Consider the following 18,162-nt stretch of genomic DNA (forward strand, 5'->3'; position numbering starts at 1 on the left):
AGATTCGCGCATTAGTGTCGGACTATGAGCAAACAGGACGGCAGAGACAGGCAGGTCTCTGATTCAGCCGTTGATGACAGCTCTGCAACTGTCCTGCACATCGACATGGATGCATTCTTCGCGTCGGTCGAGTTACTCGCGTATCCGCAGTACCGCGATAAGCCCGTGATCGTCGGTCACAAAGGTGGACGCTCGGTTGTCACTGCAGCAAACTACGTCGCCAGACGCTACGGCGTCAATTCGGCCATGCCGATGTCGCTCGCACTGCGTCGCTGCCCTGATGCGATCGTGCTCGAGCCTCACATGCAGCAGTACAAGGACTACTCCGCACGAGTAATGAAGATCTTCGGAGACATCACGCCGCTCGTTGAACCGCTCAGTATCGACGAGGCATTCCTCAGCGTTGCAGGGGCCAGGAAGCTGCACGGCTCGCCGGCCGAGATCGGTGCCCTCATCCGGCAGAGGGTAGAAGCCGAAACCGGGCTGACCTGCTCGGTGGGCGCCGCATCGACGAAATTTGTCGCAAAACTTGCATCGAGCATGGCCAAACCGAATGGCCTGCTCGTGGTTCCTCACGATGACACCATCGCCTTCCTGCATCCGTTGCCTGTCGCAGCGCTCTGGGGAGTCGGCGCGGCCACCGAACAGTCACTTACCCGGCTCGGGCTCCGCACGGTCGGAGACGTCGCCACCACCCCGCTTGCCGTGTTGAAGTCGTCTGTCGGTGAGGCCTCAGGCCAGAAGCTCCATGACCTGGCGTGGGGGAGGGACTCGCGTTCGGTGACAGTTGAACGCGAAGAGAAGAGCGTCGGCCACGAAATCACGTTCGAACACGACGTCACCGATACGGCCAGATTGCAGAGCGAGATCCTGCGGCAGTCAGACGAGGTGGCTGCTCGCCTGCGCCGTGCCGGCCTTATCGGCCGCACTGTTGTTCTGAAGTTGCGCTACACCGACTTCAGCACCGTCACCCGGTCACGGACGCTCGCCGAACCGACCAATGTCGGCAGACGCATCTACGAAGAAGCGCTCGTCAGTTTCGAAGCGCTGGCGAAGTCTGGCATCAGGGTGCGGCTGATCGGTGTGCGCGTTGAGCAGCTCGACGTCGAAGGCAGCCAGGGGCTCAGCCTGTGGGATCCAGACGACGATTGGCGCGAGGCAGAACTGGCCGTCGATTCGGTGGCAGAGCGTTTCGGTCGCGGAATGATTCGGCCTGCGTCATTACTGAAAACCGGCAATCCCCGAAAAACACCCACTCCACCGTCGACGTAGTCGGAGTAGCCTTGCGTCATGACGAATCTTGCACTCAAGCTTGCTGAGAATGCCCGCTCGATCGGCGTCTCATCCGCCTATGGAGATCCCGTGCAGATCGAAGGCGTCACCGTGGTTCCGGTCGCACTCGTGCAGTACGGCTTCGGCGCGGGTGGCCAGGACGCTGATTCCGGAGCCGATGGATTCGGTGGCGGCGGCGGAGGCGGCGTGTCGATTCCCATCGGCGCATACGTGAAGCACGGCACTTCGGTCAGGTTCGACCCGAACATCATCGCGCTGCTGACTGTCGGCATCCCCTTCGTCTGGGTGGCAGGGCGTGTGTTGATCCGCTTGATCCGCGTGATCAAGCGCTAGCAATCAGCTTGTACCGCGTCAGCTCTTACTGAGGCGTCTCCACGCGCGACGGCGCCATCCCGGCTTCGGCCGCAGGAATCGCGGCCAGTGCCATGGTCCGCTCACCGGTAACCCCTTGTGGATGCGCCGACGCCGGAGCATCCAGGTGCGGAGCAGAAACACCATCAGCCCTGCGAGAACCAGCAGAATACCGATCATGCCAGGCACTGCCTTCGGCGCGCAGCGATGACGCCTGCCCGAATTGATTCCATAGTGCGATTCTAGGCTGCGGCTATAATCGAACTGAACACGGGAGTCCGGTGAGCCGGGCTGAGAGGAAGCTTCTCAAGCTTCGACCGTCGAACCTGATCTGGATCATGCCAGCGCAGGAAGGCTTCTCTAACCCGTGCCCTGTATTAATCTACGGAAAGGGCACGATCAGTGCATTCAACAACAACTCAGACCGAATCCAGAACGAAAACTCCGGCCAGAAGCTATCGATGGCGTGTCGTTGACATCGTCGTAGCCAGCGTGATCGGTGTCGCAAGCGGACTGATCTTCGTCGTCTGGAACCAGGCAGCCAACCCGCTCAGTGGGCTGCTCCAGCCGGTACTTCCCGGCCTGCAGGCTCTTCTGGGTGGCGGATGGCTCTTCGCCGGCGTGCTCGGCGGCCTCATCATCCGCAAACCAGGAGCCGCAATTTACACCGAGCTCCTTGCGGCTGTGGTCTCGACGCTCATGGGCAACGAGTGGGCATCGCTCACCCTGGTTTCAGGGGTCGTGCAGGGACTGGGTGCAGAGCTTGTCTTTGCCCTGTTCCTCTACGCCAACTATCGCCTCTACGTTGCGCTGCTCGCCGGTGCGGGAGCCGGTCTCGCGCTGGCGATCAACGATCTGCTGCTCTGGTATCCGGGTTCTGCCGCAGCCTTCGCGAGCATTTACACGATCTCAGCGATCGTCTCGGGCGCTGTCATCGCCGGCTTGCTGTCGTGGCTTGCCGCCCGCGGACTTGCCAGGACGGGTGCCCTCAGCCGCTTCGCCTCCGGGCGGGAGGCCGGGAAGCTGGTTTGATGACCGGGTCATCATCACGCAGTACCTCAGCCGCGGGCGCGTCAGTCGTCGCCCGCGGCTGGGGCTGGCGCCATGCGGGTCGGCGAAAATGGGCGCTCTCCGGCATCGACCTCCGCATCGAGCCGGGTGAGAAAGTTTTGTTGCTCGGCACGTCAGGGGCAGGGAAATCGACGCTCATGCACGCCCTTGCCGGCGTGCTCGGCAGCGACGAAGAGGGCGAGGAGCGCGGCGAACTCAGAATCGACGGCGCCGACCCCCGTGCAACTCGCGGTCGTGCCGGACTGGTGCTGCAGGATCCGGATTCCCAGGTGATCCTGGCTCGTGTCGGTGACGACGTGGCCTTCGGCTGCGAAAACATGGGTGTGCCGCGTGATGAGATCTGGCGACGGGTCGCCACTGCGCTGGAGATGGTCGGTCTCGACCTGCCGCTTTCACATCCGACCTCACGTCTCTCCGGCGGCCAGAAGCAACGCCTCGCCCTCGCCGGAGTCCTGGCGATGCAACCCGGCTTGCTGCTGCTTGACGAGCCGACGGCCAATCTCGACCCTGTCGGAGTGCGAGAGGTGCGGGATGCCGTCGCACGGGTGACCGCGCAGACGAACTCCACCTTGATCGTGATCGAACACCGGGTCGCCATCTGGCAAGATCTTGTCGATCGGGTGATCGTGCTCGATCCAGACGTGGGGATCCTGGCTGATGGCACCCCGGACGACGTGCTGCGTTCCCAGGGACCGCGCCTGGCCGCCAGCGGTGTCTGGGTTCCTGGAATCGCGCATCACAGCATTCCGCGGCAACCCCTCGCCGCGCGGGCAGCATTCGGTACCTTGCTTCAGGCCGAGTCGTTGGCGATCGCACGCACGAAGGGCACGATCGTGCAGGCTGGCATTGACCTTGCCGTGACCGCGGGCGAAGTGCAGTTGATCACCGGAGAGAACGGTGCGGGCAAGTCAACTCTCGCGCTGACGTTGGCCGGCCTGCTGAAGCCGGCGGCAGGACGCGTCGTTGCGGCGCCACGCTTTTCTGACGGGGCTGGTACCGAACCGATCTCGTGGATATCTCGGGCGCTCTTGCCCCGGATTGGCACCGTCTTCCAAGACCCGGAGCATCAGTTCGTGGCTCACACCGTGCACGCTGAACTCGCTGTCGGGCCGCGGGCGCTCAAGATCGATGTGAAAACCATCGCCACCCGAGTCAGCGAACTTCTGGAGCGGCTCCGCCTGTCGCATCTCGCCGAGGCGAACCCGTTCACGCTGTCTGGCGGCGAGAAACGTCGTCTGTCGGTTGCGACGGTCCTCGCGAGCAAGCCGCGGCTCCTCATCCTGGATGAACCGACGTTCGGCCAGGACTTCCGTACCTGGCAGGAGATCGTCGGCCTGTTGGCCGAACTCGCCGATGAGGGCACCGGAATCGTGGCGGTCTCCCACGACGCTGAACTTGTCGCTGCACTTGCCGACCGGGTGTTCACCCTCGATTCCGCGGGAGTCGTGCAATGACCGATGTTCTCACGCCAGAGCGAGCAGACACGGCGATCGCCCGGATCAACCCTGTGGCCAAGCTCGCCGCATCACTTTTGCTGGCCGCAGTGCTTGTGCTCACCATCGACTGGGTATCCGCCGCCGTCGCCCTGGCGTGTGAATTCGTGCTGTTCTTCTTCGCCGGTGTGTCATTCAAGTCACTGATGTTCCGCACAATTCCTATCTGGATCGCGGCGCCGGCGGCCGCGCTCACCACGCTGCTCTACGGGCGCGCGTCGGGGGACGTGTACTGGTCGTTCGGCTTCGTGCACGTGACTGACGGTTCGATCGAGCTTGCGATCGCCACGTTCTTGCGCATCCTGGCCATCGGACTCCCCGCTGTGGTGCTCTTCATCACCGTCGACCCGACCGACCTCGCCGATGGGCTCGCGCAAGTGGTCCGGCTTCCGGCGCGATTCGTCCTTGGCGGGTTGGCGGGCCTGCGCCTGGTCGGCCTCTTCCTCGACGACTGGCGCGCGCTTGAGCTGGCCAGGAGAGCACGTGGGCTCGGGGATGGGCGCGCACTGGCCAGGCTCGGGAGCCAGGCATTCGCGCTTCTCGTGCTGTCGATCCGGCGGGGGAGCAAGCTGGCCACTGCAATGGAAGCCCGCGGCTTCGGTGCAGACAATAAGCGCACGTGGGCGCGCGAGTCGACGTTCGGTACAAGGGAATGGGCCTTGGTCGGCACTGGTCTGCTGATCGCCATCCTTGCGGTCGTGGCGTCAGTGGCAACGGGGAGTTGGAACTTTGTCCTCGGCTGACAACGGTGAGCGACGGCTGTGGCTTACTCCGTCGTCGGCGCTCGACGCGCTCACACGTGCGATCGCAGCCGCACCCGCGACTGCAGTGGTGCTCATCGACGGGCCGAGCGGAGCGGGCAAGAGCACCCTCGCCGATGACTTGGTCGCGAGCTGGCCGGGTGCCAGAGCGCCCCAGCTTGTGCGTCTCGACGACATCTATCCTGGCTGGAACGGTCTTGATGCCGGCGCAAGGCAGGTGACGGAATCGCTACTTGCCCCACGTCTGGCAGGCGAACCTGCCGCATGGCAGCGCTGGGACTGGACAACCCATACGCAGGCTGAATGGCATCAGGTGGATGCCGGCCAGCCATTGATCGTTGAGGGGTGCGGGGCGCTCGCCCGCGCGAACACCCCGCTCAGCGACATCCGCATCTGGCTCGATGCTGACGACCAGACCCGAAAGACGCGCGCCCTCGAGCGTGACGGCGGCGCGTTTGACGCATTTTGGGACCAGTGGCAGGCCGAATGGGAGGAGTACTACCGACGGGAGAATCCGGCGGAGTGGGCGACAATCCGCCTCTTTTCGAGCACCGGAGACTAGGTTGGTGCCATGACTAGTCCTGACTCAGAACCTCGTTACATCGCCGAGTTTATTGACGGTCCGCTTGAAGGGCACGTCGACTCCCGTGTGTTCATACACGGAAAGCACTCTCCCCGGATCAGCATGGTGGTGGCCGTCGAGGGGCTCGAATCTCTGCTGTGGTATGACGAAGTTGACAACAGGGACGTCGAGGGTGAGCTGCACGTTCGCTATGCGTTCGATGCAAGCGATAGCGACCCGTACGTTGTTGAAGACGGCCATGAGATCGACTACCCGTAGCTCGGTCGCTTGACTCAGCGCCTTGGAGAGTCAGTCCCTTGGAGAGTCAGTCTCTTCGAGAGTCGATGAGCGCTTCGATCGTGGGGATCGGATTCATCAGTCTCCAGCCCAGTCCTGGATCGCTCAGTGTGCCGTCGAGGATGAGGGGAGAGGCGACCTCGTTCGTGCCCGTGGTGACAACCGCGCGTCCGATGTCTGCCCCGGCGTGACCGGTGGAGATTTCCCTGAGAGTGATGTCCGGCCTCGGCGTCCGGCCCGTCTGCCAGCCCAGTTCGCTCCTCGCCGTGGCCACCACGCCGGAGGCCGTCTGACCCCATGCGGTGACATACGTCACGTAGACGTCGCCCTCTGTGAGCAGCGGCACTGAGCCCACCCCTCCGTGCGCACTGGCCATCAGGGCCGTCACGTCGGCAGTGAGCGTGTCGTAATCCGGTTCGCCCATGATCGCTCCGGTGAAGCTGTACACGCCGGCGTCGTCGCCCACAGGCGGAGTGGACAACGTCGCGGTGAACAGCAGGCAGATTCCTGCGGCATCCGTGGAACTGAGGGAGACCCCCATTACTCCGAGCTCGGGGAGGAACGACGTCGTGTTGATCACACCGGGCATGCCGGCAAGGGCCGCTGCCGGGTCAGCCAGCATTTCGCTGAAAACCGGTTCGGAGGCTGCGAGAGCGGTCAGTCGTGCGAGGTCAGTAGCCGTGCCAACGCTGGCGTCATGCAAGCCGTTGGTGTCAACGACGGTGATGCCCGTGAGGTCGTGCGCGGCGAGCCAGGCCGATGCTGCGATGAGGTAGGCATCCACCGAACCGAATGCCCAGGCGGCCAGGGTGTCTGCATGGTTGTTGCTCGAGCCGAGGACCATTGCCTGCAGCAGCTCGCGCTCGCTCCACGTATCGTCGACGATCACGGCGACGGTTCTGGCGCCATCCGCTGCGTAGTTGGCGTAGTACGCGAAGTCTGCGTCGGTGATCGTGACGGCCGGGCCGTCGTCGCCCGGCGCAAGCGGGTGGGTGTCCAGCACGACGAGGGCCGTGACGACCTTCGTAGCCGATGCCATCGGCAGCGGCTCAAGCTTGCCAGCGGATGCGATGGGCGCCAATCTCCCTGGCGCGATGATGGCGCTGGCTCCGTTACTTGGCATGACAGGCGGTGACGGAACAGACGCTGACATCGCGGGGGAAACCAATGTTGCCGTCGCAGCGGGCAGCGGGCCGATCAGGAGTGCCGATCCGTAGGCAGCGAGGGCAAAGACCAGGAATGACACGCCAAGGACGCCCACCAACCGGCCCAGACGAAAGGTATTCATGGCATCAGGCTAGTCACGCCCAGCCGAGACGGGCAGGGCGGTTCGTTGATTAGTGTGAGCGTGAGGCGATGAATGCGCCGATCACCGGAATGGGATGCAGCAGTCTCCAGCCTGGCCCCGGGTCGGTGAGCGAACTGTCAAGGACCAACGGCGACGACACCGGTGTGTCGCCCAATGTCATAGCGACGCGACCGACGGTTTTACCGGCACGGCCGGTGGAGACTTCGTCGATCGTGATGTCGGGCTTCGGGAACTCAGCGGAGAGCCAGCCCAGCTCGGTCTTGGGGGTCGCGACAACCCCAGAGGAGCTCTGGCCCCACGGAGTCTCGAAGGTGACGTACGCTTCCCCTTCGGACAGGATCGGAAGCTGGCTGACGCCGGCGCGTGCGCTGGACATGAGAGCCGTCAGATCTGCTGTGAGCGTGTCGTAATCCGGTTCGCCGATGAAGGCTCCTGCGAAGCTGTACGCGGTGTCTCCGGACCCCACAGCGCCGGTGAACAGGAAACATATACCTGCTTCGTCGGTGTAGCTGCGTGAAATGCCGGTGATGCCCTCTTCAGCCAGGAACGCCGTGGTGTTGTTCACCCCGCGCAGGCCGGTGAGCGCTGACGCCGGTTTGGCGAGGATCTGCGTGATCACCGGATCGGATCCGGCCAGGCCGGCAAGCTTCGCCAGGTCGACACCGGTACCTGCGCTGTCATCATGCAGGCCGTTGGCATCCGCCACCGTGATTCCTGCCAGGTCGTGCTCATCGAGCCAGGTGGTGGCCGCCGCGAGATAGGCGTCGACCGAGCCGAAGGCCCAGCGTGCGAGTGTGTCAGCGTGATTGTTACTGGATCCGAGGATCATTGCCTCGAGCAACTCGCGCTCGCTCCAGGTCTCGCCGGCAAACACGGCAACTGTCCTGGCGCCGTCCCTGCCGTAGTTGATGTAGTCGGCGTAGTCGGCGGCAGTGATCGTGACATCCGGTCCGGCGTCATCGATTGCGAGCGGCTTGGCGGACAACACAACCAGTGCGGTGACGATCTTGGTGGCCGATGCCATCGGCAGTGCCTCGGCCTGGCCTGCAGATGCAATCGGGGTACTGGCTCCCGTCGCAATGATTGCGCTGGCGCCGTCGGCGGGCAACTGCGGAGGCGACGGATTCGGTGCGGCGGATGCAGGGGAGACCAGAGTCGCTTGTGCGGCGGGGAGGGGCCCGATCAGCATTGCGGGGCCATAGAGACCGATGGCGAGAATGACGACAGCACCGCCCAGGATGCCAAGGAATCGACCTGGACGAAAGTTGCTCATTGCCTCAGGCTAACGCGGGACCGCTCACGCCCAGCCGAGCTCATGCAGCCTGTCGTCATCGATTCCGTAGAAGTGCCCGATTTCGTGAACCAGGGTGACATGAATCTGATCGCGAAGCTCGTCGAGATCGGCCGATACATCAAGAAGCGGTTCGCGGAAGAGGACGATTCGATCGGGCATGTCGCCAAATCCGTACTGGTCGCGTTCGGTGAGAGCGACGCCGTCGTACACGCCGAGCGTGTCGAGCGTGCCGTTCTCTGGTCGATCCTCGACGACGAAAACTACGTTCTCGAGTCCGTCGACCATGTCGTCGGGAAGAAGGTCGAGCTCATCGACGACGAGACGTTCGAATTCTTCCGAATCGATCTGGAGCATCAATCGGCCTCCCGTTACGAATTGAAAACTCGGGACTTGAGGACTTCGATTTCATTGGGGTGAGTAACGGGGATTGAACCCGCGACCTCCTGGACCACAACCAGGCGCTCTGCCAACTGAGCTATACCCACCATGTTTGCTTTCTTCCTTTCGGTCGAAGGCAACTCAAGAATACTATTACAGATTTTGGCCGTACGTTGACACGACCTCGGCCGCAATGGTCTTCGCCTGGTCGCTTGTGGGCCCAGGATCCGCGACAAATACAGCTTTTCGGTAGTAAGCAAGCTCGCGAATTGATTCCAAAATATCTGCGAGAGCGCGGTGTCCGCCGTCTTTTGCGGGCGAGTTGAAGTACGCACGGGGGTACCAGCGACGCGAAAGTTCTTTGATCGATGACACATCGACGTTGCGGTAGTGCAGGTGGTTGTCGAGGCGCGGCATATACCTGGCAATGAATCCACGGTCGGTGCCGATGGTGTTTCCGGCCAGAGGGGCCTTCTGCTCAGCCGGAACGAACTTCAGGATGTACTCGATCACTTCGTATTCGGCTTCAGCGACGCTGACGCCGTTCGGGATCTCTTCGATGAGTCCGGACGTCGTGTGCATGTTGCGCACGAAGTCGCCCATGTTCTCCAACGCCGAGTCATCAGGCTTGATCACGATGCTGATGCCTGGATCGAGGATGTTGAGGTCGTAGTCCGTGATCACTACCGCGATTTCAACGAGTTCGTCAGATTCCAGGTCAAGGCCGGTCATCTCACAGTCGATCCATACCAACCGGTCACTGCTATTTGTCATGCGTCGAGTCTAACGGGGGCCATTGGGCTAGCTGGAGGCGAGAGTGCAGAGTCTCTCTGCACGTATCTAGACTGGAACCCATGGAACTCACCCTGTTCTCCTCCTCCTTTTGTGACCCGTGCATTCAGACCCGATCGGTACTTGCCGAAGTTGAGCGTCTCGTGCCCAACGCGACGGTGCGCGTCGTCGACGTGGCATCCAACATCGACGAGTCGGAGGCCAGCGGCATCAGGTCGACCCCAACAGTCGTCGTGAAGAGCGAAGACGGCACAGAGGTGTTCAGGGCAGAGGGAGTGCCGTCGCTCGCGCAGGTGCTTGTTGCAGCTGCAAAGGCGATCTAGCAACAGCGTGAGCTGGTTGTACAGGGTGCCCCCGGCAGGATTCGAACCTGCGACCAAGAGATTAGAAGGCTCCTGCTCTATCCCCTGAGCTACGGGGGCGGCTCATCGATTCTATTACGAGCATTCAGGTCGCTCGTGCAGCGTCCGGTGGTCAACGGATTGGTAGATTCGTTTCATGCGAGAACTTCAGGCGCGAATCATCGCGGATTTCCAGGTAGCTCCTTCGATTGATCCCGGGGCGGAAATTCGCCGCAGGGTCGATTTCCTCAAGGCATATGTCGTGAAGACGGGTGCCAGGGGGCTCGTTCTCGGGATCAGCGGCGGGCAGGACTCATCGCTGGCTGGTCGCCTGTGCCAGCTGGCGAACGAAGAACTGCAGAACGAGGGCGTTCCAAGCACGTTTATCGCTGTTCGGCTGCCGTACAACACCCAGCACGATGAGGACGATGCCCAGTTGGCGCTGACGTTCATCAAGCCGGAACGGTCAGTGACCTTCAACATCCAGCGCCCCGTCGACGGCTTCGAACTCGAATTCGCCGACAGCCTCGGTGAAGAGATGAGCGATTTCAACAAGGGCAACGTCAAGGCGAGGTCGCGCATGATTGCCCAGTACGCCATTGCGGGACAGTACGGGTTGCTCGTGGTGGGCACCGACCACGCCGCAGAAGCCGTCACAGGCTTCTTCACGAAGTTCGGCGACGGGGGAGCAGACATCCTGCCACTTTCGGGCCTGACCAAGCGACAGGGCAAGCAGCTGCTCGTCGAGCTCGATGCGCCAGAGCGCCTCTACGTGAAGGTTCCGACGGCTGACCTGCTCGACCACAACCCCGGACAGACCGATGAAGCGAACCTCGGCATGTCGTATTCGGACATCGACGATTTTCTTGAGGGCACAGACATCGACGCGGATGTCGCTGATGCAATCGAGGCGCGGTACCTCGCTACAGAACACAAACGCCGCACGCCAGTGTCACCAGCTGATTCCTGGTGGCGCTGACGCACGGCGTCTGTTCGTGCTGAGTTGCTGAGGCGCCTAGCTGCCTAGCTGGCTGGCTTGCTGCGTGGGTACGGCTGCCGTTGGCTCTGCTGCAGGCGGTCGCACTTCGAGTGCCTGCACGTCGTCAAGCAGACGCTGGGTCTCTGTTGACGGTGATGCAGCATCACGAGGCGTGTAGCCGACTGTCGCACCTGCGAGAGGCGCTGCCGGTGCGAGCGGGGCCGCGAACTGTTCATGGTGCTGCTTGGCGACCCAGGCATCCTGGTCTGCGACGACGCTGCTCTCTGGAATGGCGCCGTGCGCCTTCCAGCGCTCCAGGTCGCCCTGGAAGATTTTGCGAGCTCGTGACGGCTTGAGCTGCCAGTCGACGAGGCGGTCCCGAAACTCGAGAACTGCCGGTTCGAGCTGGTAGCCGAAGGTGGCCGAGGTGCGCTTGAACTCGGCGAGTTGGTGTGCCGCCCAGTTCGCTGCAAGGCTCGAACCCTTCACAGGAAGCAAGCGAACCTGGATGTCGGCCTGGCCAACAGCACGATCCGCAAGCACCTGCTCCTGTGGAGTCAGCGAGTTCCACACGGAGGCCTCGGTGGCGGCATCCACCAGGGCGCCGATTGCCGCTGCGCGCAGCTCGCGATCGCGCTGATTGATGAGCCCGCGAACAGCTCCACGAGAGATCCAGGCAGCCAGCAGGCTGGCCAGGATGATCGCAATTACGAAGATGATCGCGCCATAAAAAACCGGGAGTGTGCTGGCTGCTGTGAGCCAGTCAACGAAACTATTCCACCACTGCATGTGCCGCACTTTACCGGCGCTGACCCTCGTTCGCGGGGAGTTTCAACGGCGCGCCACAAGACCTGAAACGGAGGGTCTGGACGTCAGGATCTGAAACAGTCTGCGGCGTCGTCGATGCGCCAAAAGACGCCCAGCTCGAGGGTTCGTGCCGCCATTGTGACGCGACGAGCAAGGAATCGATCGCCGTCGGCATCCGCTCTTCGTTCGATGTGTCCGAGAATCGCGCCCGACGAATCGGCGACCCTCCATAGGCCGTCTTTGACCTGCACGAGTGCGGGCGATCGTTGGATGCTACGTACTGCGGTCATGGAAAACCTCTCAGTGTCAGCCGGCCGCGTGAATGTGAATTCAGGCTAGAAGCAGCCACCGACACTGCACGTTGTGATCAGGAGCGCCGCGTGGCGAGGTGCTGACTGGCGAGATCGAGGTCAACAACCTTGTTCGAGCGGGCTGTCTGTGCAACGACGATGCCGATGAGCACCAGGATCGCGCCGATGATCTGCACGGTGTCAAGTGATTCCCCGAGCCAGAAAAACGCAAACGCAAAGGCGAAGATCACCTCCGATGCCGACACGATGCCTGCCGCTGTGGCTGTGAGGCGTGCGAGCGCCATGAACGACAGCAGATAAGGCGCAAACGAGCCGAAGACGCCGTTCCAGAGCAGCAGGCCCCAGAGCGGTGCGGCAAAGGCATCGAGAGATCCGCCCAGCGGGATCTGCTCGGTGAGTGTGCCCGGCTCAATGGTCCACCAGCTGCTGAAGATCAACCAGAACGCGCTCGCGAAGAGCATCGACCAGAACGAGACAGCCAGGGGAGACGTTGAGGTGACCTGGCGTTCGCCGACCAGAAAATACACGGCGAGGCAGACAGCGGCCAGAATCCCGAAAAGCACTCCGAGACCGTTGAGCGGGCTGGCCCACACCTGCGCGACGATCGCCATGCCGACGAGCACCGCCGCGATCGCGCCCCAGATTCGCGGCTTCACGCGTTCCTTGAACAGGAACCGCGCAATGACGGCGACAAGCAGGATTCCTGAGTACTCGAACATCAGCGCGATACCCACGGGCAGCAGGCTGATAGCCAGCGCGTAGAACCACTGGATCAGGGCAACCCCGGCGATGCCGAGAACGGCCATCACCAGGAGCTGCCTGCCACTGATCCTGAATGCTTGTCGGTTGGTGATGAGCAGAATGACACCTGCTAGCACAGTGATCGCGCACACTCGCGCCAACGTCAATTGTGCGGGCGTGATGCCCGACTCGACGATGAGCTTGGTGGTGCTGCCGTTCAACCCGAACAGCAGCGATGCGAGAAGTGCGTACAGGTAGCCCAATCGTTAGCCTCGGGCTGTGCCGTGCACGGCAAACGGCTCGATCATGGCGATTTCGTCCTCAGTGAGGGCTGGGAAGTCCAGGGCGCCGATGTTCTGCTCAAGCTGGGCGACACTGCTCGCACCGATCAGGACAGACGTGACGGCGTCCTGACGCAGGATCCACGTGACGGCCAGCTGGGCCAGAGTCTGGCCGCGTCCCGCTGCAATGGCGTTCAGGGCGTTGGCCCGTTCCAGGTACGTGTCGGTGAGCGCATTCTCCGAGAGGAAATGGCTGGTGGCCACCCGTGAATCCGCCGGCACGCTGCCGCTGAGGTAGCGGTCGGTCAGCAGGCCCTGGGCGAGGGGGGAGAAGACGATGCTTCCGACACCCAGTTCGTCGAGCACGGGGAACAGCTCCTCTTCGGGCTGTCGATCGAACATCGAGTATCGCGGCTGGTGAATCAGCAGCGGGATCTTGTGTTCGGCCAACGCCGCAGCGGCTGCCCGTGTCTGTTCTGGGCTGTAGTTCGACACACCGACGTACAAAGCCTTTCCCTGCTGCACAGCCGTGGCGAGTGCTCCCATCGTTTCTTCGATGGGAGTCTCGGGGTCTGGTCGGTGGGAGTAGAAGATATCGACATAATCGAGGCCCAGGCGGCCGAGGCTTGCATTCAGCGACGACAAAACGTGCTTGCGGGAGCCCCATTCTCCGTAGGGGCCCGACCACATGTCGTAGCCGGCCTTGCTCGACACGATGATCTCATCGCGGTACTGGCGGAAGTCTTCGGCGAAGATGCGGCCGAAGTTGGTCTCGGCGGCTCCAGGAGGGGGGCCGTAGTTGTTCGCCAGATCGAAGTGCGTCACGCCGAGGTCGAACGCGCGTCGAAGGATCGCGCGCTGGGTCTCGATCGGGCGTTCGTGACCGAAGTTGTGCCACAGACCGAGCGAAAGTGCAGGCAGCTTCAACCCACTGCGGCCGGTACGGCGGTAGGTCATGGAATCGTAGCGATCTGGGGAGGCATCAAAGGTCATGGGGTTACTCTATGACGGTGGAAACTTTTGTAGTTGCAGGCGGATGCTTCTGGTGCCTCGATGCTGTCTATCGCGTTCTTCGCGGGGTCAGCGACGTCGTATCGGGTTACACCGGCGGAACGGACCCGAACCCCAGCTATGAGGCAGTGTGCACCGGTCATACGGGACATGCCGAGGCCGTGGCCGTCACGTTCGATCCCGATGTGATCCCGCCCCGCGTCATCCTCGATGTCTTCTTCACGCTGCACGACCCGACCCAGCTGAACCGTCAGGGAGCAGACGTCGGAACCCAGTACAGGTCAGCGATGTTCTACGCCAACGATGAGCAGAAAGAGCTCTTCGAGGCGGCCAAGGAGCGTGCGTCCGAGTGGTGGGATGCCCCGATCGTGACGACCATCGAGCCTCTCGGTACGTTCTACGTTGCTGAGGATTACCACCAGGACTTCTTCGCCAAGAATCCAGGCCAGGGCTACTGCATGGCCGTCGCGGTTCCCAAGGTCAACAAGATCCGCAAGTCATACTCCGAGTACATCAGCGCCTAGGCGCGATACGTCGAGGCGGTTCCCCAACAGCACCGAGAGCGCCGGGGTATCCACTGGCGTGCACTCTTCCGACCTGACAGGGTCTTCTTCGTCTGAGACTGGGTGAACGCAGCCCGGGACGACGAAACTGGCACGAGTGGTTGATCCCGGGCTGTGCGTGCAGGCATCCGTTCTGTACAACTGCCGGACCACGTCCGGCGCACGACGTCGTGCCGGGAGAGCTCTATGAGTGACGTGATCACCCTGAGGGGAAAAGTGGGGTCGGCGCCGGTTCAGGTGGTGACGGGCGGTGGCCTGATCGTCTGCAATTTCAGCCTGGCGACCGATGTTCGGCAGCGTGACAAGGTGACCCAGAAGTGGATCACCAGCGGTACGAACTGGTACAGGGTTGCTGCCCAGTGGCACCTCTCGCACAACGTCGTCACCTCGCTGAAGGTGGGTGACCACGTCATCGTGGTGGGGGAATTACGTCTCACTCCCTGGGACAACGGTGTGCGTAAGGGCACGAATATCGAGATCATCGCCGACTCGATCGGGCACGACCTGTACTGGTGCACCAGCACTACGATTCCTGCACCGCCTGGCTCTCGTCACGGTTCGGAGCAGGCAGAGCAGCATGAGTGGGCGGATGCCGGCACTGACGCACATGATTCCCTTGCCGACGTCATCGATCCTGATACTGACGACGAGGTGCGCACCGGCGACGGATTTCTTCCAACGGGGACGAGCGGGTTTGCCAGCTTAGAATCGTAGCCAGCAGGCTCGCACCATGCGGCCAGGAAAGGACGAGTGTGTCGGGACTTCGCACGCAATCTGGCCGCACATTCGCATTGAAGACGTGTGCAGCAGCGCTGGTGGTCTTTGGTTCGCTCGGACTTTCCGCCTGCACGACTGCGCCGGTTGAACAGCCGACGAAGGCGCCGACGCCGACGCCGACCGAGGCTGCCGCGCAGGAAGCGCCCCCCGTGGCGTTGGTGCTAGCGCCAGAGAAGAGCGCCGCAGACAACCTCGAGTACTTCACCTCGGTCGCTGGCACCGTCGTCGAAGCCGATTCCAACGCGGGTGGCCGGGCATTCGTCGATGCACTCGTGGTCGGCGGATTCGACAGGGCGGCAATGCAGGTCACCGCCGACACCACAAGTGTCGACCTCGCCGCAGACTCCGTGCAGTTTTCTGTCGCCTTCAACGGAGAGTGCCTCGTCGGCCAGTACGGACCGGCCAGCGGCGGCGTCCAGAGCATGGTTGCTCCACTACTCGGTACCGGAACGTGTCTCGTTGGGGCCACTCGCCAAATAGACTGGTAGGCACTATGGCCGAATACATTTACCAGATGGTCCGCGCCCGCAAAGCGGTTGGCGACAAACTCATCCTCGACGACGTCACAATGTCGTTCTTCCCCGGTGCCAAGATCGGCATCGTTGGCCCGAACGGTGCCGGAAAGTCGACCATTCTCAAGATCATGGCCGGCCTCGACACCCCCAGCAATGGTGAGGCCAAGCTGACGCCTGGCTTCTCGGTCGGCATCCTGATGCAGGAGCCGGAACTCGACGAAACCAAGACTGTGCTCGAAAACGTGCAGGAAGGCGTTGGCCCAATCAAGGCCAAGCTTGACCGGTTCAACGCGATCTCAGCTGCAATGGCCGAGCCCGACGCCGATTTCGACACCCTGCTCGCCGAGATGGGCGTTCTGCAGGAAGAGATCGACCACGCCGACGCGTGGGACCTCGACTCCCAGCTTGAGCAGGCAATGGATGCACTGCGAACGCCGCCGGGTGACTACGAGGTCGCAAACCTCTCAGGTGGTGAGAAGCGTCGCGTCGCACTGACCAAGCTGCTTCTGCAGAAGCCTGACCTCCTGCTCCTCGATGAGCCCACTAACCACCTCGACGCCGAAAGCGTTCTCTGGCTCGAGCAGCACCTTTCCAAGTACCCGGGCGCCGTTCTGGCCGTCACTCACGACCGTTACTTCCTCGACCACGTCGCCGAATGGATCGCAGAGGTCGACCGCGGCCACCTGTACCCGTACGAGGGCAACTACTCGACCTACCTCGAGAAGAAGCAGGAACGCCTGCAGGTTCAGGGCAAGAAAGACGCCAAGCTTTCGAAGCGCCTCGCCGAAGAACTCGACTGGGTGCGTTCAAACGCGAAGGGCCGTCAGGCCAAGTCCAAGGCCCGTCTGGCTCGCTACGAAGAGATGGTCACAGAGGCCGAGCGCACCAGGAAGCTCGACTTCGAAGAGATCGTCATTCCTGTCGGCCCGCGCCTCGGTTCGCAGGTCATCGACGCGAAGAACCTCAAGAAGCAGTTCGATGACCGTGTGCTCATCGACGGCCTCAGCTTCACGCTGCCCCGAAACGGCATCGTCGGCGTGATCGGCCCGAACGGTGTGGGTAAGACCACGCTGTTCAAGTCGATCGTCGGCCTTGAGCCGCTCGACGGCGGAGAGCTCAAGATCGGTGACACCGTCGAGATCTCGTACGTCGACCAGACCCGTGGCGGCATCGACCCGAACAAGAGCCTGTGGGAGGTCGTCTCTGACGGCCAGGACTACATCCAGGTCGGCAGGACCGAGATTCCATCCCGTGCCTACGTCTCGACCTTCGGGTTCAAGGGACCAGACCAGCAGAAGAAGGCGGGTGTGCTCTCCGGTGGTGAGCGCAACCGCCTGAACCTCGCTCTCACCCTCAAACAGGGCGGCAACCTGTTGCTGCTTGACGAACCGACAAACGACCTCGACGTCGAAACCCTCGGTTCGCTTGAGAACGCGCTCCTCGAGTTCCCCGGTTGTGCAGTGGTCATCACACACGACCGGTGGTTCCTCGACCGCATCGCGACGCACATCCTTGCGTACGAAGGCACAGACGAGAACCCGGCAAACTGGTACTGGTTCGAGGGTAACTTCGAGTCGTACGAGCAGAACAAGATCGAACGCCTCGGTCCGGATGCGGCAAAGCCGAGCCGATCCACTTACCGCAAGCTGACGCGCGACTAAGTAGCCAACCGATGAAACTGCACGTGCCCATTCGGCTTCGATGGTCTGACCTCGATGCGTACGGGCACGTCAACAATGCTGAGATGCTGCGCCTCCTTGAGGAGGCGCGCATCCAGGCATTCTGGTTGACCGACGAAGAAAACGGTTCTGTCTTTTTCGATACGGCCGACCGGCCAGCAGCCGGCGCGAGCACGGCCGTCGGGGCCAGTACGGCTATTGGAGCCAGTACTGCTGTTCTCGACGGCCGGCCAGGCGCAGATACGCTGACGCTCATCGCCCGCCAGGAGATCGAGCATCTGGCGCCGGTGCCCTACCTCAGGCAGCCGATCGATGTGCGCCTCTGGCTCGGCAAACTGGGCGGTGCCAGCCTCGAGGTCTGTTACGAGGTCTGGTCGCCCGTCGGTGTCGATCCCTCTGTGCTGTACGCCAGGGCAAGCACCACAATCGTGCTCGTCGATGCGGCCAGTGATCGGCCGCGACGAATTAACGACACTGAGCGCGCCGCATGGACGCCATACCTGGACGAGCCGATCGAATTCAGGCGTCGCTAAGCCCAGAGACCATCTGGGACCAG

Annotated in this window: 22 protein-coding genes, 2 tRNA genes and 1 riboswitch; of the genes, 14 read left to right on the forward strand and 10 right to left on the reverse strand. The window is 62.3% G+C overall.

What is annotated here, in order from left to right:
- The first annotated feature begins 24 nt into the window (after positions 1-24).
- The 7 genes from ACMT3I_RS04160 (at position 25) to ACMT3I_RS04190 (ending at position 5,810) form a co-directional block, all read left to right on the forward strand.
- Entirely contained in the window at positions 25-1,272 is a 1,248-nt protein-coding gene (locus ACMT3I_RS04160) for a DNA polymerase IV (RefSeq protein WP_414803172.1), read from the forward strand.
- A gap of 18 nt (positions 1,273-1,290) precedes the next feature.
- Positions 1,291-1,626: a spore germination protein GerW family protein gene (locus tag ACMT3I_RS04165; RefSeq protein ID WP_414803173.1), complete on the forward strand. Its 336-nt coding sequence runs from the start codon at positions 1,291-1,293 to the stop codon at positions 1,624-1,626.
- Positions 1,627-1,904: 278 nt separating this feature from the next.
- A riboswitch (TPP riboswitch) is annotated at positions 1,905-2,015 on the forward strand.
- Between the two features lie 31 nt (positions 2,016-2,046).
- Positions 2,047-2,676, forward strand: coding sequence for an ECF transporter S component (locus ACMT3I_RS04170; protein ID WP_414803174.1), 630 nt, complete (start codon positions 2,047-2,049; stop codon positions 2,674-2,676).
- Positions 2,676-4,169 (forward strand): ABC transporter ATP-binding protein, encoded by a 1,494-nt coding sequence (locus tag ACMT3I_RS04175; RefSeq protein ID WP_414803175.1) that lies wholly within the window; start codon positions 2,676-2,678, stop codon positions 4,167-4,169. Before ACMT3I_RS04170 ends, ACMT3I_RS04175 begins: the two co-directional genes overlap by 1 nt.
- The gene (locus tag ACMT3I_RS04180) at positions 4,166-4,951 is read left to right on the forward strand and encodes an energy-coupling factor transporter transmembrane component T family protein (RefSeq protein ID WP_414803176.1); all 786 of its coding nucleotides are present in this window, start codon (positions 4,166-4,168) and stop codon (positions 4,949-4,951) included. The genes ACMT3I_RS04175 and ACMT3I_RS04180 overlap by 4 nt, the downstream gene beginning before the upstream one ends.
- Positions 4,938-5,531, forward strand: coding sequence for an AAA family ATPase (locus tag ACMT3I_RS04185; RefSeq protein ID WP_414803177.1), 594 nt, complete (start codon positions 4,938-4,940; stop codon positions 5,529-5,531). Before ACMT3I_RS04180 ends, ACMT3I_RS04185 begins: the two co-directional genes overlap by 14 nt.
- Positions 5,532-5,540: 9 nt before the next feature.
- Complete coding sequence (locus ACMT3I_RS04190) at positions 5,541-5,810, forward strand: hypothetical protein (protein ID WP_414803178.1); 270 nt, start codon at positions 5,541-5,543, stop codon at positions 5,808-5,810.
- Positions 5,811-5,856: 46 nt separating this feature from the next.
- Here ACMT3I_RS04190 and ACMT3I_RS04195 read toward each other — a convergent pair whose 3' ends face one another.
- The 5 genes from ACMT3I_RS04195 to orn all read right to left on the reverse strand — a co-directional run bounded on the left by ACMT3I_RS04195 (position 5,857) and on the right by orn (position 9,583).
- Entirely contained in the window at positions 5,857-7,116 is a 1,260-nt protein-coding gene (locus tag ACMT3I_RS04195; RefSeq protein WP_414803179.1) for a hypothetical protein, read from the reverse strand.
- A 49-nt stretch (positions 7,117-7,165) separates the two neighbouring features.
- A complete protein-coding gene (locus ACMT3I_RS04200) occupies positions 7,166-8,410 on the reverse strand; it encodes a D-alanyl-D-alanine carboxypeptidase family protein (protein WP_414803180.1) in 1,245 nt (414 codons plus the stop codon).
- 24 nt (positions 8,411-8,434) lie between these two features.
- Positions 8,435-8,785 (reverse strand): metallopeptidase family protein, encoded by a 351-nt coding sequence (locus ACMT3I_RS04205; RefSeq protein WP_414803181.1) that lies wholly within the window; start codon positions 8,783-8,785, stop codon positions 8,435-8,437.
- Between the two features lie 55 nt (positions 8,786-8,840).
- A tRNA-His gene (locus tag ACMT3I_RS04210) sits at positions 8,841-8,916 on the reverse strand.
- A gap of 46 nt (positions 8,917-8,962) precedes the next feature.
- Positions 8,963-9,583, reverse strand: coding sequence for an oligoribonuclease (gene orn / locus ACMT3I_RS04215; RefSeq protein WP_414803182.1), 621 nt, complete (start codon positions 9,581-9,583; stop codon positions 8,963-8,965).
- Between the two features lie 80 nt (positions 9,584-9,663).
- On the opposite strand from orn, the gene ACMT3I_RS04220 reads away from it, so the two are divergent.
- The gene (locus tag ACMT3I_RS04220; protein ID WP_414803183.1) at positions 9,664-9,924 is read left to right on the forward strand and encodes a thioredoxin family protein; all 261 of its coding nucleotides are present in this window, start codon (positions 9,664-9,666) and stop codon (positions 9,922-9,924) included.
- 26 nt (positions 9,925-9,950) lie between these two features.
- Here ACMT3I_RS04220 and ACMT3I_RS04225 read toward each other — a convergent pair.
- Positions 9,951-10,023, reverse strand: a tRNA-Arg gene (locus tag ACMT3I_RS04225).
- Positions 10,024-10,099: 76 nt separating this feature from the next.
- Here ACMT3I_RS04225 and nadE point away from each other — a divergent pair.
- A complete protein-coding gene (nadE, locus tag ACMT3I_RS04230; RefSeq protein ID WP_414803184.1) occupies positions 10,100-10,921 on the forward strand; it encodes an ammonia-dependent NAD(+) synthetase in 822 nt (273 codons plus the stop codon).
- Between the two features lie 36 nt (positions 10,922-10,957).
- Here the strand turns inward: nadE and ACMT3I_RS04235 are convergent, their stop codons facing one another.
- The 4 genes from ACMT3I_RS04235 to ACMT3I_RS04250 form a co-directional block, all read right to left on the reverse strand.
- Positions 10,958-11,710, reverse strand: a complete 753-nt coding sequence (locus ACMT3I_RS04235; protein ID WP_414803185.1) for a hypothetical protein — start codon at positions 11,708-11,710, stop codon at positions 10,958-10,960.
- 83 nt (positions 11,711-11,793) lie between these two features.
- Positions 11,794-12,018 carry a hypothetical protein gene (locus tag ACMT3I_RS04240; RefSeq protein ID WP_414803186.1) on the reverse strand — a complete coding sequence of 75 codons (225 nt, stop codon included), beginning with the start codon at positions 12,016-12,018 and terminating at the stop codon, positions 11,794-11,796.
- Positions 12,019-12,095: 77 nt separating this feature from the next.
- Positions 12,096-13,043, reverse strand: a complete 948-nt coding sequence (locus ACMT3I_RS04245; protein ID WP_414803187.1) for a DMT family transporter — start codon at positions 13,041-13,043, stop codon at positions 12,096-12,098.
- 3 nt (positions 13,044-13,046) lie between these two features.
- Positions 13,047-14,054 carry an aldo/keto reductase gene (locus ACMT3I_RS04250; RefSeq protein WP_414803188.1) on the reverse strand — a complete coding sequence of 336 codons (1,008 nt, stop codon included), beginning with the start codon at positions 14,052-14,054 and terminating at the stop codon, positions 13,047-13,049.
- A gap of 17 nt (positions 14,055-14,071) precedes the next feature.
- Here ACMT3I_RS04250 and msrA point away from each other — a divergent pair, with 17 nt between their 5' ends.
- The 5 genes from msrA to ACMT3I_RS04275 all read left to right on the forward strand — a co-directional run bounded on the left by msrA (position 14,072) and on the right by ACMT3I_RS04275 (position 18,139).
- A complete protein-coding gene (gene msrA / locus ACMT3I_RS04255) occupies positions 14,072-14,596 on the forward strand; it encodes a peptide-methionine (S)-S-oxide reductase MsrA (RefSeq protein ID WP_414803189.1) in 525 nt (174 codons plus the stop codon).
- Positions 14,597-14,821: 225 nt separating this feature from the next.
- Positions 14,822-15,349 carry a single-stranded DNA-binding protein gene (locus ACMT3I_RS04260; RefSeq protein ID WP_414803190.1) on the forward strand — a complete coding sequence of 176 codons (528 nt, stop codon included), beginning with the start codon at positions 14,822-14,824 and terminating at the stop codon, positions 15,347-15,349.
- A 38-nt stretch (positions 15,350-15,387) separates the two neighbouring features.
- Positions 15,388-15,900, forward strand: a complete 513-nt coding sequence (locus ACMT3I_RS04265; RefSeq protein ID WP_414803191.1) for a DUF6993 domain-containing protein — start codon at positions 15,388-15,390, stop codon at positions 15,898-15,900.
- A 5-nt stretch (positions 15,901-15,905) separates the two neighbouring features.
- Entirely contained in the window at positions 15,906-17,588 is a 1,683-nt protein-coding gene (gene ettA, locus ACMT3I_RS04270) for an energy-dependent translational throttle protein EttA (protein WP_414803192.1), read from the forward strand.
- 11 nt (positions 17,589-17,599) lie between these two features.
- Positions 17,600-18,139, forward strand: a complete 540-nt coding sequence (locus ACMT3I_RS04275) for an acyl-CoA thioesterase (RefSeq protein ID WP_414803193.1) — start codon at positions 17,600-17,602, stop codon at positions 18,137-18,139.
- Positions 18,140-18,162 lie beyond the last annotated feature (23 nt).

Origin of the sequence: Leifsonia sp. A12D58 (genome assembly GCF_047530025.1) — a bacterium.
GTDB lineage: Bacteria > Actinomycetota > Actinomycetes > Actinomycetales > Microbacteriaceae > Cryobacterium.